We start from the raw sequence: 17,542 nt of genomic DNA, 5'->3' as shown, positions 1-17,542 counted from the left end.
TTATGTTAATAAAATTTATTATATATCATATTGTTATTATATAATTATTGCCATAAAAAGACAAGGGAAAGTATAATTTTTAAGGGGGAAGGATTTATGAGTAAAGGATTCTTGACACCTGGGGAAACTGCACAAGCAACTATAAGTGCAGGCATTAAAAAAGCAAATATTTCGACACAAAATGCAATTCTATTAGGTTTATTTGGAGGAGCATTTATAGGTTTTGGGGCATTGGGGAGTATGATAGTTAGTCAAACTTTTGGCAAGGTAGACCCAGGGGTAGCTAGCTTTTTAAGTGCTATGGTCTTTCCAGTAGGTCTTATGCTTGTAGTAGTGGCAGGAGCAGAATTATTCACTGGAAACACATTAATGGCTATTGCACTTATGGACAAAAAAATAACATTAGGAAAAATGTTAAGAAACTGGGGACTGGTTTATTTTGCAAATTTAGTAGGTTCAATTTTGCTAGTTGCACTTGTGTTTTATTCTTCTACATTGACAGGAGATGCAGCTACAAAAGCTATAGCTGTGGCAGAAGCTAAGGTTAATTCAACTATAGCATCAATGTTTTTAAAAGCAATACTTTGTAATATTCTAGTCGTTTTAGCTGTATGGATGGCTACAGCATCTCAAGATATAATGTCAAAATTGGCTTCATGTTGGACAGTAATAATGCTATTTGTATTATGTGGATTCCAACATAGTGTTGCAAACATGTTTTTTATACCAATGGGAATGGCATTAGGAGCAAATATAACTATGGTTCAATTTATAACTAATTTGGTATTTGTAACGCTTGGAAATATCGTTGGAGGTTCCATAGTAGTTGGAGGGATTTATTATCTTTGCTATGTCAAAAATAGTTAGATAAATAATACGAATTAAATTGCCTTTTAAAGCATTGATATCAGTGATATTGATGCTTTTTTTAAATTATTTATATTCTTTTATATGTTGTTATTTTTTTTTTTTTACTTTATTATATATTTATTGAATATAGTTTGTAATTAAGAAGCTTAAAATATAAAATCTATATGATAAGCAAAATCATATATTATTGAATATAGTTAATACTATATACTAATGTAATTTAAATAATAATGACAGCTAAAGTTCAGTATAATTTGGGAGGAAATACAATGAATAATCAAGATATATATATAAATTTATTAAATATATTAAGTAAAGAGGATATAAAAGTCGATGAACCTATGAAAAAACATATTTCATTTAGGGTAGGAGGACCAGCAGATATATTAGTTAGACCTAGAACTGAAGAACAATTAAAAAATGTACTTAAGTTGGTAAAAAAAGAATCTATTCCGTATTTAATAATTGGAAATGGTTCAAACATTTTAATTAAAGATGGTGGAATAAGAGGAGTGGTAATAGAATTAGCTGATAATTTCAATTCTTATGAGATAAATGATACTAGGATGACTGCTCAGTCAGGAGCTTTATTATCAGTTTTAGGGAAAGCTCTCCAAAAGCAAGAATTAAAAGGGTTTGAGTTTGCATCAGGAATACCTGGCACATTGGGAGGAGCATTAGCCATGAATGCTGGAGCATATGGTGGTGAAATGAAGGACATAGTGAAGTCAGTAAGACTGATGGATATGGAAGGCAATATATTTGAATTATCAAATGAACAGATGGAATTTGGGTATAGAAAAAGTATAATATCGAAAAACGGATATATAGCTTTATCAGCAGAATTAGAGTTACAAGAAGGAAATTATGATGAAATAAAAAGTTTAATGGATGATTTAGCGACGAGAAGAATAACTAAACAGCCATTAAATTTTGCTAGTGCAGGAAGTACATTTAAGAGACCAACAGGATATTTTGCAGGTAAATTAATAGAAGAAACTGGATTGAGAGGTCTTACTTTAAGAGGAGCACAAGTATCTGAGAAGCATTGTGGATTTGTAGTCAATCAAGGAGAAGCAAGTGCTAAAGATATTTTGGATTTAATATATGTTATAAAAAGTGCTGTATATGCCAAGTTTGGGGTTATGTTGGAAGAAGAAGTCAAAATACTTGGAGAGGATTAACAAATGAAAATACTGGCTGATTATCATACACATACATTATATAGTCATGGCAAAGGGACTATTGAGGATAATGTAAAGGTAGCCATTTCTAAAGGAATAAAAACAATAGGAATATCTGACCATAGTTATAAACATATTGCATATGGTGTAAAGAAAAAAGATATTCTCAAAATGAGAGAAGAAGTAGATTATTTAAATGATAAGTACACTGATATAAATATACTTTTAGGTATGGAGTGTAACATATTAGATGATAAAGGAAATATAGATATGGATGATAAATTTATTAGAGATTTTGATTATATTATGGCTGGATATCACTTTGGTTCTACTCCAACATCATTAAGAAGCTTATTAAATCATTGTAATAACTATATTTTTAAAACTGAAAAAGCAAAAGAATATAATACAAAAGCTGTAATAAATGCGATAAGTAATAATGATATTTTTATAATTACTCATCCAGGAGATAAAGGCGATGTGTATATAGAAGAAGTAGCAAAGACAGCAAAAAAGACAAATACTAGACTTGAGATAAATAGTAGCCATTCTTTTTTGAATGTAAATCAATTAAATAAAATAAAAGGGCTAGAAAATAAATTTATAATAGGCTCAGATGCACATTGTCCAGAAAGAGTTGGTGATTTTGAACTAGCTATGAAGACTATATCTGACTCTAATCTGGATATATCGTTAGTAGAAAACATTATAATATAATAAACATAAGATAAAAGGGAGGAGTTAGCAATGAAATTTGTTATAGTTACAGGTCTTTCAGGATCTGGAAAAAGTGAGACAATGAGAGCTTTAGAGGATATGGGATTTTATTGTGTAGATAATCTACCTCCTGCTTTGATAACTAAATTTGCAGAATTATGTTATCAACCAAATTCAAGTATTGATAAAGTTGCTCTAGGGATAGATATAAGAGGGAGAAAGTTTTTTGAAGCGCTTCATGAAAGCTTAAATTATTTAGAAAAAGAAAATTATGAATATGAAATGGTATATTTGGATTGTAATGATGATGTATTGTTAAAGAGATATAAAATGACAAGAAGAAATCATCCATTGGCAAAAGATATGCAGATTCCAGAAGGTATAAAAATGGAAAGAAAGATAATGGAACCTTTAAAGGAGTTATCTACATGTATAATTGATACAACTAACATGAAACCTAAAGACCTTAAGGAAGAAATAAAGAAAATATATTCTTCTGGTGAAGATAATCCAAACCTAACTATTTCTGTAGTATCTTTTGGATTTAAACATGGTATACTTGCTGATGCAGATTTAGTATTTGATGTAAGATTTCTTCCAAATCCCTATTATGTTGAAGAGTTAAGAGCTAAAACTGGTGATGATAAAGAAGTTAGAGATTATGTTATGAATTCTAAAATCAGTGAAGAATTTTATGTGAAACTTTTAGATATGATTCATTTTTTAGTACCTCAATATATAGAGGAAGGAAAACAACATCTAGTAATTGGTGTTGGATGCACAGGTGGAAGACATAGGTCAGTTACTATAACAAATCTTATAGCGGAGGATTTATCTAATAAGGGATATAGAGTTGTAAAGAAACATAGAGACTCTATGTTGCGATAATGGAGGCAAACATGGCTAAATTACTTATTATTGTAGGAATTTTAGGTTGGATTGCATTAATTGTATCGTTATTTATATATAAAAAAGCAAAAAATGAAAAAGTAAAACTATTTCAAAGGTCTATTGTTGAAAATAGAGAACCAAATGTGGTTGTGATAGGTGGAGGTACTGGTCAATCGGTATTTTTAAGAGGCCTTAAACACACTACGCAAAATATAACTGCAATTGTAACTGTTGCTGATGATGGTGGAGGTTCAGGTGTATTGAGAGAAGACTTAGGAATGCTCCCACCGGGAGACATAAGAAACTGTTTATTAGCACTTGCAAATATAGAGCCAACAATGAATGAAGTTATGCAATATAGGTTTACAGAAGGGCTTTTAAAAGGTCAGAGTTTTGGAAATTTGTTTTTGGCTGCTATGAATGGGTTGTATGGAAACTTTGAAAAAGCTGTATATAAATTAAGTGAAATTTTTGCTATAACAGGAAGAGTTTTACCAGTAACTTTGGAAGATGTAAATTTAGTTGCCAAATTAGAAAATGGCAATATAATAAATGGAGAATCTAGTATACCTGAAGAGTCAAAAATTCAAAAAAGCTCTATTGATAAAATTTTTTTAAATCCAAAAGATGTAAAACCATTAAAGGATGTTATTGCATCTATTTATGATGCTGACATTATAATTATGGGTCCTGGAAGTTTATATACAAGTATAATACCCAATTTACTTGTAGAGGGGATTGTAGACGCTATTAAATTGTCTGTAGCTCCAAAAGTATATATAGCAAATATAATGACTCAACCAGGTGAGACAGAAGGGTACAATGTATTAGAGCATGTTAATGCTATAGTAAAACACACTGATGAGAATTTAATAGATTATGTAATCGCAAATAATGAGATATTGCCAGAAGAAATGCTTGACTTATATAAACAAGATGGAGCAGAGCAAGTCTTGTTAGATAAAAAGCAAAAAGATAAATTAAAAGAGATGGGTATAAAAACTGTAGAGAAGAATTTAATTGAAATAAAAAATAATTATATAAGACATGATGCAAAGTATATATCTAACATAGTTATTGAGTTAGCCCTAAATCATAATTACAACAAAAGTTAGTAAAAAAGGATTTTAAAAAATTGTGTAGAAATCCTTATCATTATGTTAGTTTTAAGGAGTGAACATCGATGAGAGAAGAGGTTAGTGCTGGTGGTGTAGTCCTGTTTGGCAATACGATTCTTTTACTAAGGAAGTTCAATGGAGATTGGGTGTTACCCAAGGGAAAAGTAGAAGAAGGGGAAAATAACCAAGAGGCAGCATTACGTGAAGTAAGTGAAGAAACTGGAGTAAAAGCAGATATATTGAAATATTTAGGTGAAATACACTATACATTCAAAGAAAACTGGGATGAAAATAGAGCAGTTCATAAAACAGTTTTTTGGTATTTGATGCAAGCAAAGAATATGGATACTATTCCACAAAAAGAGGAAGGCTTTATTGATGCTAAATTTATCCACCTAGATAGAGTAGTAGACTTAGCTAGGTATGATGATGAAAAGGAGATAATAAAGGTTGCCTTACAAGAAATAAAAAAAAGGTTAAAGAAAAATTAGTTAATAGGTGATAGATATGTCTTTTTCAACTGAAACCAAAAATGAACTAGCAAGAGTTATATCTGGGAATGAATGTTGTAATATAGCTGAATTGTCAGCTCTAGTTAAATCAGGGGGAAGTATACAAATTGTTGGATATAAGAAGCTAAATCTAAAGATAACAACAGAGTTAAATTCAATAGCCCGTAAAGTATTTAAATTATTAAAAAAGAATTTTAATATTAATACTACAATCTCAGTAAATAAGAATCAAATGCTAAAGAGAAATAACAGTTATGTATTAATGGTAACAAGCGAAATGGGTTCAGAGATGTTATTAAAAAAGTTAGGTATACTTGAAGATAAAGAAGGATTTTTTACTATAAACAAAATTTCAGAGAACTTAATTAAGCATGAAGGATGTAAGAGAGCTTTCATAAGAGGAGCTTTTCTTGGTGGAGGTTCTATAAGCGACCCAGAAAAGAACTATCATATGGAATTTGTAACTAATAATGAGGAGTTTGCAGATTCTCTAAAAGAACTTATAAACTCTTTAGGTTTTAATAGTAAAATTGTGGCTAGAAAAAATAATCACGTTGTTTATATCAAAGAGAGTGAACAAATATCAGATTTGTTGAGTATTATAGGAGGACACCACGCTCTTTTAAGTCTTCAAAATACTAAAATAGTAAAAGAAATGAGAAATAATGTAAACAGGATAGTAAATTGTGAGACAGCTAACCTTTCTAAAACAGTAAATGCAGCAGTAAGACAAGTAGAAAATATTAAGCTCATACAAGAGACTATAGGAATTAGCAGTTTGCCAGAAAATTTACAAGAGATAGCTAAGATTAGAATCGAGTATGAGGATATGACTCTCAAAGAACTTGGAGAGATGTTAGAACCACCAATAGGAAAATCTGGAGTCAATCATAGACTTAGAAAAATAGAAGAAATTGCAACAGATTTGAAAAAAAAATCATAGCAATAAATTGAGGGGACAATCTCAGAATAAGCATTAATTTATAACATATAATGGTATACGTTGAAGTTAATTCCTATTTTGAGATAAAAGTCTCTGTTTTTGTTTTAGGACATATATTTGTGGTAAAATTAAAATTATAAAGCAGGAGGTGATTTAATGAACAAAGATTTTGCTCATCTTCATGTACATACTGAGTATAGTTTACTTGATGGGTTTTCGAGGGTGAAAAAACTTATAAAAAGGGCTAAGGAACTAAACATGAGCTCAATAGCTATAACTGACCATGGTTGTATGTTTGGTGTTATAGATTTCTACAAAACAGCTATAAAAGAAGGAATAAAGCCAATTATAGGGTGCGAAGTCTATACAGCTGCACGTGGATTGAGAGATAAAGACCCAAACTATGACAAATATCAAGGACATTTAGTTCTGTTAGCTAAGAATATGGAAGGATATAAAAATTTAATAAAAATAGTTTCAACTTCATACGTAGAAGGTTTTTACTATAAGCCTAGAGTTGACATGGAAGAACTTAAAAAGCATAACAAAGGGATTATAGCACTTTCTGCATGCCTTGCAGGAGATGTAGCACGTGCTTTAATGAATAGAAATTATGAAAAAGCAAAACAATTTGCTCTTGACTACAGAGACATATTTGGAGAAGAAAATTTCTTTTTGGAGATTCAAGATCACAATTTACCTGAGCAAAAAGAAGTAAACTCTGGTTTAGTAAAATTATCAAAAGAGACTGGTATACCACTAGTTGCTACTAATGATGTTCACTATGTAAATAAAGAAGATTCGAAAATACATGATGTTCTTATGTGTATTCAAATGGGAAAAACATTAAATGACCCAAATAGAATGAGATTTGGTAGTGATGAGTTTTATTTAAAATCAAGAGAAGAAATGGAAGAATTATTTCCATATGCATTAGAGGCTATTGACAATACTGTGAAAATAGCTGATATGTGTAATGTGGAGTTTGATTTTAATACTATACATCTTCCTAAGTATGATGTTCCAGAAGGATATACACCAGAAACTTATTTAAGGGAGTTGTGTTTTAATGGATTAAAAGAGAGATATGATAATCCTAGCAATGAGATACTGGAGAGATTAAATTATGAATTAGATGTAATTGAAAAAATGGGTTATGTAGAGTATTTTTTAATTGTTTGGGATTTTATAAATTTTTCTAAAGAAAATAATATTATAGTAGGACCAGGTAGAGGCAGTGCGGCTGGTTCTATAGTAGCATATACACTTAAAATAACTGACATAGACCCAATAAAGTACTCTCTATTATTTGAGCGTTTTTTAAATCCAGAACGTATATCCATGCCAGATATAGATATAGATTTTTGTTATGAGAGAAGAGAAGAAGTTATAGATTATGTAAAGAGAAAATATGGTGATGACCATGTAGCCCAGATAATAACTTTTGGTACAATGGGTGCAAAAGCTGCAATAAGAGATGTTGGAAGGGTATTGGATATAGGCTACAATAAAGTTGACAAGGTAGCCAAGGAAATACCATTTGCTTTAGGAATGACAATAGATAAGGCCCTAGATACAAATCCTAATCTTAAAGAATTGTATGACCAAGACCCGGAAACAAAAGAAATAATAAATATATCAAAACAGATAGAAGGAATGCTAAGACATGCTTCTACTCATGCAGCAGGAGTTGTTATATCAAAAAATCCCGTAGATGAATATGTACCTTTGTACAAACATCAAGATGCAATCACAACACAGTTTACTATGACAACACTTGAAGAACTTGGGCTTTTAAAGATGGATTTTCTTGGGCTAAGAACTCTTACAGTTATAAGAGATACTCTTGATTTAATAGAAAAAAATAGAGTTATAAAAAACTACACAGAAAAAATAGACTTTTCAAAGATGGATTATGACGACCCGAAAGTATATGAAATGCTTTCATCAGGAAATACACTAGGGGTGTTTCAATTGGAGAGTGCTGGCATGAGAAGTTTTATGAAACAGCTAAAACCAGACAATTTTGAAGATATTGTAGCGGGAATATCCCTATTTAGACCAGGTCCAATGGATTCTATACCTGCATATATAAAAAATAAAAGCAACCCAAAAGATGTAACATATCTACATGAAAAATTAAAGCCTATAATGGAAGTTACATATGGTTGTTTGGTATATCAAGAGCAGGTTATGCAGGTCGTTAGAGATTTAGGTGGTTATAGTTATGGACGAAGTGACCTAGTTAGAAGAGCCATGAGTAAGAAAAAGATGGACGTGATGGAAGAAGAAAGACAATATTTTATTCATGGTAAATTTGATGAAGATGGTAATATAGAAATTGCAGGGTGTATCAGAAATGGTGTAGAAGAGGAAATAGCTAATAAAATATTTGATGACATGATAGACTTCGCTAGATATGCATTTAATAAATCACATGCAGCTGCATATGGGGTTTTAGCATATGAGACAGCTTATCTAAAAACATATTATCCAGTTGAATTTATGGCAGCATTGATAACCAGTGTAATGGGAAATACTGATAAGGTAGTTGAGTATATAAGAGAATGTAAAGCACTAGAAATAGATGTATTACCTCCAGATATAAACAAAAGTTTTTCAAAGTTTTCAGTTGAAGGCGACAATATAAGATTTGGTCTAGCAGCTGTAAAAAATGTTGGTGTAAATATAATAAACAATATAATCGCTGAAAGAGAATCTAATGGATTATTTGTAGATTTAGTAGATTTAGTCAAAAGATTAGACCAAAAAGATACAAATAAGAGAGTAATAGAAAGTCTAATAAAATGTGGAGCTTTTGATAATATAAGTGAAAATAGAGCTAGTCTGATGGCTGGTTATGAAAGTTTATTAGAAAGTGTATCTATGGATAGAAAGAAAAATGTTCAAGGTCAAATTTCTTTATTTGATGCTTTTGGAGATAGTGAGGAAGATAGTGATTTTCAACAAATATACAGTTTGCCTAAAAGGCAAGAGTACGAAGAAAGAGAGAGACTTAACCTTGAAAAAGAAGTCTTGGGAATGTATGTAAGTGGACATCCTTTATCACAATTTGAAAAAGAACTACAAGAAAAAACATCTATGGATAATGGAAAATTAAATTCATTAAAAGAGGAAGAAGAGTCATACCTACAAATGAATGAAACAGATGTTATAATGGGTGGAATGATTGTAACTAAAACTATTAAAACAACAAAACGAAATGAAATTATGGCATTTATTGAATTAGAAGATTTGTATGGTGCTATAGAAATAATAGTTTTTCCTCAATTATTACAAAAGTATAATGTCATTTTGAATGAAGATAATATAATATATGTAAAAGGAACATTAAGTATAAAAGAAGGCGAAAATGCAAAACTTATAGCTAGAGAGATAAAAGATATAAATGATGATACTGACTTTGCAGATAGAAACTACAATTCAGGAAGAACTAGAAATGTAGAAAATATTAAGCCAGAAAGTGGTAAAAAATTGTATTTGAAAATAGATAGTATGTCTGATACTGATACAACTAATAATATTGTAGAAATAGCCAAACAATATCCAGGTAATGACAGTATATACTTGTACCCTATGGATGAAAATATAAATGGTAAACGTAAAGCATATAAAATGACCGGGGCATTGACTTGTATATGTGATGAATTTATAAATAACTTAGAAGAGTTACTTCCTAAAGATAACATAAAAGTAAAAGCTTGATTTTTTATATAAAAATCTAAATATATTATAATAATATGAAAAATATTGTCCGTTTTGTGATATAATATCACAAAATGGACATTTAAGGACATTTAATTTTTTTAGTCTTGATGGGATTAAAAAGTGATATAGGGACAAAAAAAGTCCATTAGAATACAATAACAATGATTATAATAAAAAATTGACATAAAATCCAAGGAGGTAAAAAATGAAAACTATAGGATTACTAACAAGTGGAGGAGATGCTCCAGGAATGAATGCTGCGATTAGAGCGGTTGTAAGATCAGCAATATATTATGGATGCAAAGTATATGGAATCAATAGAGGATATAAGGGATTACTAGAAGAAGATTTAACTGAAATGAACTTATCTTCTGTTGGAGATATTATACACAGGGGAGGAACTATATTAAAATCTTCCAGATGTGAAGAATTTAAAACAGAAGAAGGTAGATTAAAAGCAGTAAAAATTCTTAAAAAGTATAAAATTGATTGCTTAGTTGTAATTGGTGGAGATGGTTCATTTGCAGGAGCCCAAAAACTTAGTGACTTAGGATTCCCAGCTATAGGCATACCAGGAACTATAGATAACGATTTAGCATATACAGATTATACTATAGGATTTGATACTGCAATGAATACTATTATAGATGCTATAGGTAAGATAAGAGATACATCATCATCTCATGAAAGAGTTAACATAGTAGAAGTTATGGGAAGACACTGTGGAGATTTAGCCTTATATGCAGGTCTTGCAGGAGGAGCGGAAACTATAATAGTACCAGAAGTAGAAATTACAGTAGATGAAGTTGCTCTAAGATTAAAGACTACTCAAAAAAGAGGTAAGAGACATAGTATAATCGTTTTAGCAGAAGGAGTCGGAAGTGCTAGTGATTTAGAAAAGGAACTTAAAAAAGAGTCAGGAGCAGATTTAAGAGTCACTGTATTGGGGCATGTCCAAAGAGGAGGAAGCCCAACTGTATCTGATAGAATACTAGCAAGTAGACTTGGAGTAAGAGCAGTAGAATTATTATTAGATGGAAAATCAGCTAGAGTTGTAGGAATAAAAGAAAACAAAATAATTGATTTAGAAATAAGTGAAGCTTTAGCTCAAAAGAAAGTATTTGATAAAGAAGCTTATGAGATGGCAAAAATATTATCTATATAAGTTTTAGTATTAAAAATAAATCTGTGGAATAATATCTCAGGAGGAGCAAATATGTTAAATAATGTAAAGAAGACAAAAATTGTTTGTACACTAGGTCCAGCATCACAAAGTGAGGAAGTTTTAACTCAACTTATGCAAAATGGTCTAAATGTGTGTAGATTTAACTTTTCTCACGGTTCGCATGAAGAACATAAAGAAAGAATTGATATGGCAAAGAAAGTTAGAGAAAAATTAAATAAGCCAGTTGCTATATTATTAGATACTAAAGGTCCAGAAATTAGAACAGGTAACTTTGAAGACCCAGAGGTATTTTTAGAAGAAGGGCAAAAGTTCACTATAACTATGAAAGATATTATGGGGACTAAAGAAATGTGTACAGTAAGCTATAAAGGTCTTGCTGAGGACGTTAAATCAGGAGATTCTATACTAATAGATGATGGTTTAGTTGGCTTAAGAGTAAAAGAAATAAATGGAGAAGATATAGTTTGTGTTGTTGAAAATTCAGGAATAGTTAAAAATCATAAAGGAGTAAATGTACCTGGTGTTAAGATAAATTTACCAGCAATAACTCCTAAAGATATAAGTGATATAGAGTTTGGAATAAGTCAAGGAATAGATTATATAGCTGCTTCTTTTGTAAGAAAGGCATCTGATGTACTAGCAATAAGAGAAGTATTAGAGAACAATAATGCAACTGATATACAAATAATATCTAAAATAGAAAACCAAGAAGGTGTAGAGAACCTAGATGAAATATTAAAAGTTTCTGATGGTATAATGGTGGCTAGAGGTGACTTAGGTGTTGAGATACCAACTGAAGAGATGCCAATAGTTCAAAAAATGATGATAAAAAAATGTAATGAATTAGCAAAGCCAGTTGTTACTGCCACTCAAATGCTTGATTCTATGATAAGAAATCCAAGACCAACAAGAGCAGAAGTTACAGACGTTGCCAATGCTATATATGATGGAACAGATGCGATAATGTTATCTGGAGAAACTGCTGCTGGAAAATATCCTGTAGAGGCAGTAAAAATGATGGCTACAATAGCAAAAAGAACAGAAGAGACTTTAGATTATGATAGATTATTAAAGGAAAATGGTACTAACAATGTTACTGTAACAGATGCAATAAGCCATGCAACTTGTACAACAGCAGTAGATTTAAATGCATCAGCTATAATAACATCTACTTCTTCAGGATATACTGCTAGAATGGTATCTAAATTTAGACCAAAATCTCCAATAATAGCTACTACAAATAATGAAAAGACTATGAATAAATTAGCTCTTACATGGGGAGTATATCCAGTTAAGTCTTCTGTTGCAGGAAATACAGATGAAGTTATAGAAAAGGCAATTGAGGCAGCTAGACAAGCTGATTATATAGATAATGGGGAATTAGTAGTTATAACTGCTGGAGTACCAGTAGGAGTAAGTGGAACTACTAATTTAATAAAGGTTCATGTAATAAGCGAAGAAATCGTGCAAGGTATAGGTGTAGGTACTCAAACGGTAGAAGGTAAAGTTCGTATAATAAAGAATGGAAATGCTTGTGTAGACTTTAATGAAGGCGACATACTTGTTTCTACTGCTACTGATGCTGAAATGAACAATTATATAGAAAAAGCAGGAGCTGTAGTAACTGAGAATGGTGGAATGACATCACATACAGCTATTGTAGGTATAAATTTAGATATACCAGTTATTGTGTCTGCAACTGATATAACAAATCTAGTAAAAGATGGAGAAGTTGTAACTGTGGATGCATCAAGAGGTGTGGTATATAGAGGTTCAACTAGAGTTTTATAAGAAAAATAATAAATTTATTTACTAAGGGGCTTTATAAGCTCCTTTTTTTTTGGTAAAATAAAATATTGTAGCTTAGTAAAAAATATAGTTTAATTAATAGCAATATTTTAATATAAATTTAAAGAAAAAAGTTTGTAAAGATTTAAATATAATAGATTGATTGGAGGGTGATTTATGCTTTCGAAAAACGAGATGTATATTGTAGATATAGTAGACATTGGTCAAGGCGGAGTAGGAGTAGGAAAGTACAATGGTATTACAGTTTTTGTAGAGGGCGGATTAATACAGGATAAAGTTAAAGTTAGGATTAATAAAGTAAAGAAAAATTATGCTGTAGGAGATATTGTTGAGATAATAGAAAAGTCTCCATTCAGGGTGAAAAGAGTGTGTAGTGAGAATCTTAGGGATTGTGGAGGGTGTCAGATACAAGACTTAGATTATAATAAACAACTTGAAATGAAAACAAATGAAGTTAAACAAGTACTTTCGAGAATAGGTAAGTTAGAGGATGTAGAAGTTCATGACACTATAGGAATGGATAATCCATATAGATATAGAAATAAAGCACAATTTCCAATACAAAAGAATAATGGTATTCCAATTATTGGCTTCTATAAAAAGAAGACTCATGATGTAATATCGACAGAAAAATGCGTAATACAACATGAGATAAATGATAAAATTGTTAAAATAATAAAAACATATATAAGGGCCTATAAGGTAAGTATATATGATGAAAAGACTCACACGGGGTTGATTAGGCATTTAGTAACAAAAATAGGTTTTACAACTAAAGAAGTAATGGTTGTATTAGTAGCAAATGGAAACAAACTTCCATATCTTAAAGAATTAGCTTCAGTGCTTAAGGAAAATATACCTGGATTTAAGACTTTGGTTGTAAATGTAAATCAAAAAGATACGAATGCTATTCTAGGAAGAGAAAATATAGTTATATATGGAGATGGAAAAATAAACGATTATATAGGTGACTTAGTGTTTGAGATTTCACCATTATCATTTTTCCAAGTAAACCCTGTCCAAACTAAAGTATTGTATGATAAGGCTCTTGAATATGCAAATTTAAATGATACTGATACTGTTTTTGATATTTACTGTGGGATAGGTACAATATCTTTATTTTTGGCACAAAAGGCTAAAAAGGTTTATGGAATAGAAATTATAGATGATGCCATAAAAGATGCTAAAATAAATGCTAAATTAAACAATATACATAATGCTGAATTTTATGTTGGAAAGGCAGAGGAAATTGTACCTAAGATGTATAGAGAGGGTAAGACTGCCAATGTAGTAGTTGTAGACCCACCTAGAAAGGGATGTGACGAAAAGGTATTAGAGACTATTGTTTCAATGAATCCGGAAAGAATTGTCTATGTTTCTTGTAATCCTTCTACTTTAGCAAGGGATTTAGACTATCTAAATGTTCACGGATTTAAATGTGTTGAGGCACAACCTGTAGATATGTTCCCTCATTCTACACATGTGGAGACTTGTGTGTTGCTACAAAGACGAACTATGTAGAAATCCTTAATTTTAGGCACTTTTTCAAGCATATCGTCTTTACGAGCGAGGGCGATAAAATCAGAAATAAAGAGATAAAAAACTATATCAATGTTTCGGTAGTAGTTGATATAGAGTGTGGGAACACAAACAATTAAATACTAAACTTTAGGGGTACTTGTTAAAATAGTATCCCTTTTTAAATGTAAGACGTTCAGAAATGAGCGTCTATTTTTATACCCAAAATGAAAGGAGCATTAGATTTATGAAAAAGATGTTAAAACGATTGTGTACGGGCTTCTTAGCTCTTGCAACTATCGTTACTGCTTTACCGACTACACCCGTTCATGCAGAAAGCAAGCAATACTGGACGGAAAGTGCAGAGCGTGTCGGTATCATTGAAAAAGTAATGAATGACGGTTCTATCGGTTCTACATTCAATGAGGGCATGATGAAAGTTGAGGGCGAAACTGCCTATTGTATTGACATCAATACAGATTTCAAGAATGGTTACAAGACCAGAACTGACGCAAGCTCACGCATGAGTGCCGACCAGATTTCAGATGTGGCGTTATCCTTAGAGTATGTCAAACAGTATGGCGAAGCTCACAAGGAATTGAATTACAAACAAGTTTATCTGTTGGAACAATGTGTTGTCTGGCAGAGATTAAGCGTACATCTTGGCTGGCAATGCGACAACGTGCGAGCTTCTTATGATGAAATACCAAAAGCTACGCAGGACGAAGTTTTCTCTGGTGCAAAAGCCTTTGTCAAAGAGAATAAAGGACGCTATGAATGTGGCGGTTATATCTACTCTGGCGAGGGGCAGGAATTAGGGCAATTCTGGGCGAAACTGAATGTTGGAAATACGAAACTGCAAAAGGTTTCCAGTAATACCAGCATTACAGACGGTAACGGGAATTACTCTATTGCAGGTGCGACCTATGGTGTCTTTTCTGATAAGGACTGCACGAAACAGCTTGCCACCCTTACGACTGATGAAAACGGAAATACAGATATTGTAGAGGTAAAAGCAGGCACAGTCTATATCAAGGAATTATCCGCACCAGCAGGATATAAGGTAGATAAAACTGTATATTCCTTAAAGGTTGAAGCTGGAAAGACAGCAACCTTAAAAGTATCTGATACACCAAAGGTAACGGATACTTTGATTGAGCTTTTCAAGATTGACATGGAAACACAGAAAGACAATCCGCAGGGGAACGCTTCTCTAGCAGGTGCGGAATTTACATGGAAGTATTATGCTGGCTTCTATAACAAAGACAATCTTCCTGCCGAAGCTACTCGTACATGGGTTACAAAGACAATCGCTGAAACTGACAGCGACGGGACAACCCATTACATCACAAAATTAGCGGACGCATACAAGGTATCTGGCGACAGCTTCTATATGCAGGACGGTAAGGCGGTTCTTCCTTTAGGAACATTAACCGTTGAGGAAACAAAAGCTCCAAACGGCTACTTGCTTGACGGTGCATATATGCAGGCTGGCGATAAGTCCGAACAGATTAAGGGCTTATATGTAACACAGATTACCGAGGACGGCGACCTTGCCGTATTATCTGGAAGTAACCAGTTTTCTGTATCAGATAAAGTTATCCGTGGCGGTGTCAAAATTCAGAAACGAGATTTAGAAACGGGCGATACCAAACCACAAGGAAGTGCTACCTTGAAAGATACTGCTTTTGACATCATTTCCTTAAATGATAATGCAGTATTGGTTGAGGGTAAGCTATACAAGAAAAATGAAGTGGTAAAAACAATCCATACGGATATTGAGGGTGTCGCTTCTACTTCTGCCGACCTTTTACCTTATGGAAATTTCCGTATTGTTGAAAGTGAAGCTCCAAACGGATATTTGACAGACGGTGCAAAACCGATTGATTTTGCAATCACAGAAAACGAAAAAATCATGGACTTAACCGACGAAGCCCATTCTATCTACAATCAGATTAAGCGTGGAGATATTGAGGGCGTAAAAATCGGTGCAGGCACACACAAACGTCTTGCTGATGTTCCCTTTAGGATCACAAGCAAGACAACGGGCGAAAGTCATATTGTGGTAACTGATGATAACGGGCAATTCTCCACTTCTGCTGACTGGGCTTCACATAAGCACAATACCAACGCAGGCAAAACAAGTGAGGACGGTGTATGGTTTGGAACTTCTGAACCCGACGACAGCAAAGGTGCATTGCCTTATGATACTTACATCATTGAAGAATTACGCTCTGACAGTAACAAAGGCTTTGAGCTTATCCCACCTTTTGAAATCGTGGTATCAAGAAATAACCTTGTGATTGACTTAGGGACTTTGACTGATGAATACGAAAAAGAAATATCTATCCATACCACAGCGACCAGTAAGAACGGCGAAAAGACTATCCTTGCAGGAAAAGAGGTAACAATCGTCGATACTGTCAAATTAGACGGACTTACAAAAGGCACAAAATACCAGTTAAAAGGCTGGCAGATGTTAAAGGAAGAAAATGCCGAGCTTGTTATTGACGGGAAACGTGTAGAAAATGACTATACCTTTGTCGCTGATGATGAAGAAATGAAAGTGGAAATTTCTTATACATTCAATGCGTCCGAGCTTGGCGGTAAAAATCTGGTAACATTCGAGGAATTATACGATTTAAGCAATCCAGACGAACCCGTAAAAATTGCGGAACACAAGGACATTGAGGACGAGGGACAGACGATTACATTTAAGGAAAAACCAGAAGTCCCAGAAGAACCAGAGAAACCAGAAACGCCACAGACACCAGAAGAACCTAGCAGACCTAGCGACAGTCCCAAAACGGGCGACAGTACAAATGTCATTGCATTTCTTGTGATGTTGCTTACATCTGGTGGTGGGCTTGCTGGAACATATCTTTACAAACGCCGTAAAATGAAAAAATCATAGGGCGGTAATAGCATGAAAAAAGGAAAATCACGCTCTCCGCCGAAGCTGTCAAACGGCAGACTTCCGCTTATTCTGGCTTGTCTGCCAACAACCTGCAAGAACACGGATAGTCAAGGGTGCGTAAGCATTTATTTTACCCTTTACTATCGGT

Annotated in this window: 12 protein-coding genes; all 12 read left to right on the top strand. The window is 32.7% G+C overall.

Features of this window, described 5'->3' with window-relative positions:
- Nucleotides 1–96 precede the first annotated feature (96 nt).
- A complete protein-coding gene (locus CDIF1296T_RS17625) occupies nt 97–867 on the top strand; it encodes a formate/nitrite transporter family protein (protein WP_009898641.1) in 771 nt (256 codons plus the stop codon).
- Nucleotides 868–1,139: 272 nt separating this feature from the next.
- Complete coding sequence (gene murB / locus CDIF1296T_RS17620; protein WP_009898639.1) at nt 1,140–2,054, top strand: UDP-N-acetylmuramate dehydrogenase; 915 nt, start codon at nt 1,140–1,142, stop codon at nt 2,052–2,054.
- Nucleotides 2,055–2,057: 3 nt separating this feature from the next.
- On the top strand, nt 2,058–2,771 hold the full coding sequence (locus CDIF1296T_RS17615; RefSeq protein WP_003436256.1) for a PHP domain-containing protein: 714 nt from the start codon (nt 2,058–2,060) through the stop codon (nt 2,769–2,771).
- Between the two features lie 30 nt (nt 2,772–2,801).
- The gene (rapZ, locus tag CDIF1296T_RS17610) at nt 2,802–3,659 is read left to right on the top strand and encodes an RNase adapter RapZ (RefSeq protein WP_003416961.1); all 858 of its coding nucleotides are present in this window, start codon (nt 2,802–2,804) and stop codon (nt 3,657–3,659) included.
- Between the two features lie 11 nt (nt 3,660–3,670).
- Nucleotides 3,671–4,777: a gluconeogenesis factor YvcK family protein gene (locus CDIF1296T_RS17605; protein WP_018112591.1), complete on the top strand. Its 1,107-nt coding sequence runs from the start codon at nt 3,671–3,673 to the stop codon at nt 4,775–4,777.
- A 68-nt stretch (nt 4,778–4,845) separates the two neighbouring features.
- Nucleotides 4,846–5,271, top strand: a complete 426-nt coding sequence (locus tag CDIF1296T_RS17600) for an NUDIX hydrolase (protein WP_003416968.1) — start codon at nt 4,846–4,848, stop codon at nt 5,269–5,271.
- Between the two features lie 16 nt (nt 5,272–5,287).
- Nucleotides 5,288–6,235 (top strand): DNA-binding protein WhiA, encoded by a 948-nt coding sequence (whiA, locus tag CDIF1296T_RS17595; RefSeq protein WP_003436252.1) that lies wholly within the window; start codon nt 5,288–5,290, stop codon nt 6,233–6,235.
- A 156-nt stretch (nt 6,236–6,391) separates the two neighbouring features.
- Nucleotides 6,392–9,961 carry a DNA polymerase III subunit alpha gene (locus CDIF1296T_RS17590; protein ID WP_003436251.1) on the top strand — a complete coding sequence of 1,190 codons (3,570 nt, stop codon included), beginning with the start codon at nt 6,392–6,394 and terminating at the stop codon, nt 9,959–9,961.
- Nucleotides 9,962–10,169: 208 nt separating this feature from the next.
- Nucleotides 10,170–11,129: a 6-phosphofructokinase gene (gene pfkA, locus CDIF1296T_RS17585; protein ID WP_003429132.1), complete on the top strand. Its 960-nt coding sequence runs from the start codon at nt 10,170–10,172 to the stop codon at nt 11,127–11,129.
- Between the two features lie 51 nt (nt 11,130–11,180).
- Entirely contained in the window at nt 11,181–12,941 is a 1,761-nt protein-coding gene (gene pyk, locus CDIF1296T_RS17580) for a pyruvate kinase (RefSeq protein ID WP_009898635.1), read from the top strand.
- Nucleotides 12,942–13,115: 174 nt separating this feature from the next.
- Entirely contained in the window at nt 13,116–14,480 is a 1,365-nt protein-coding gene (gene rlmD, locus CDIF1296T_RS17575; RefSeq protein WP_009898634.1) for a 23S rRNA (uracil(1939)-C(5))-methyltransferase RlmD, read from the top strand.
- Nucleotides 14,481–14,724: 244 nt separating this feature from the next.
- Nucleotides 14,725–17,391 carry an SrtB-anchored collagen-binding adhesin gene (locus CDIF1296T_RS17570; RefSeq protein WP_018112592.1) on the top strand — a complete coding sequence of 889 codons (2,667 nt, stop codon included), beginning with the start codon at nt 14,725–14,727 and terminating at the stop codon, nt 17,389–17,391.
- Nucleotides 17,392–17,542: the final 151 nt, after the last annotated feature.

This window comes from Clostridioides difficile ATCC 9689 = DSM 1296 (assembly GCF_001077535.1).
Classification (GTDB): domain Bacteria; phylum Bacillota; class Clostridia; order Peptostreptococcales; family Peptostreptococcaceae; genus Clostridioides; species Clostridioides difficile.
The sequence above is the reverse complement of the archived record's forward strand: the minus strand, read 5'-3'. Positions and strand labels throughout refer to the sequence as shown.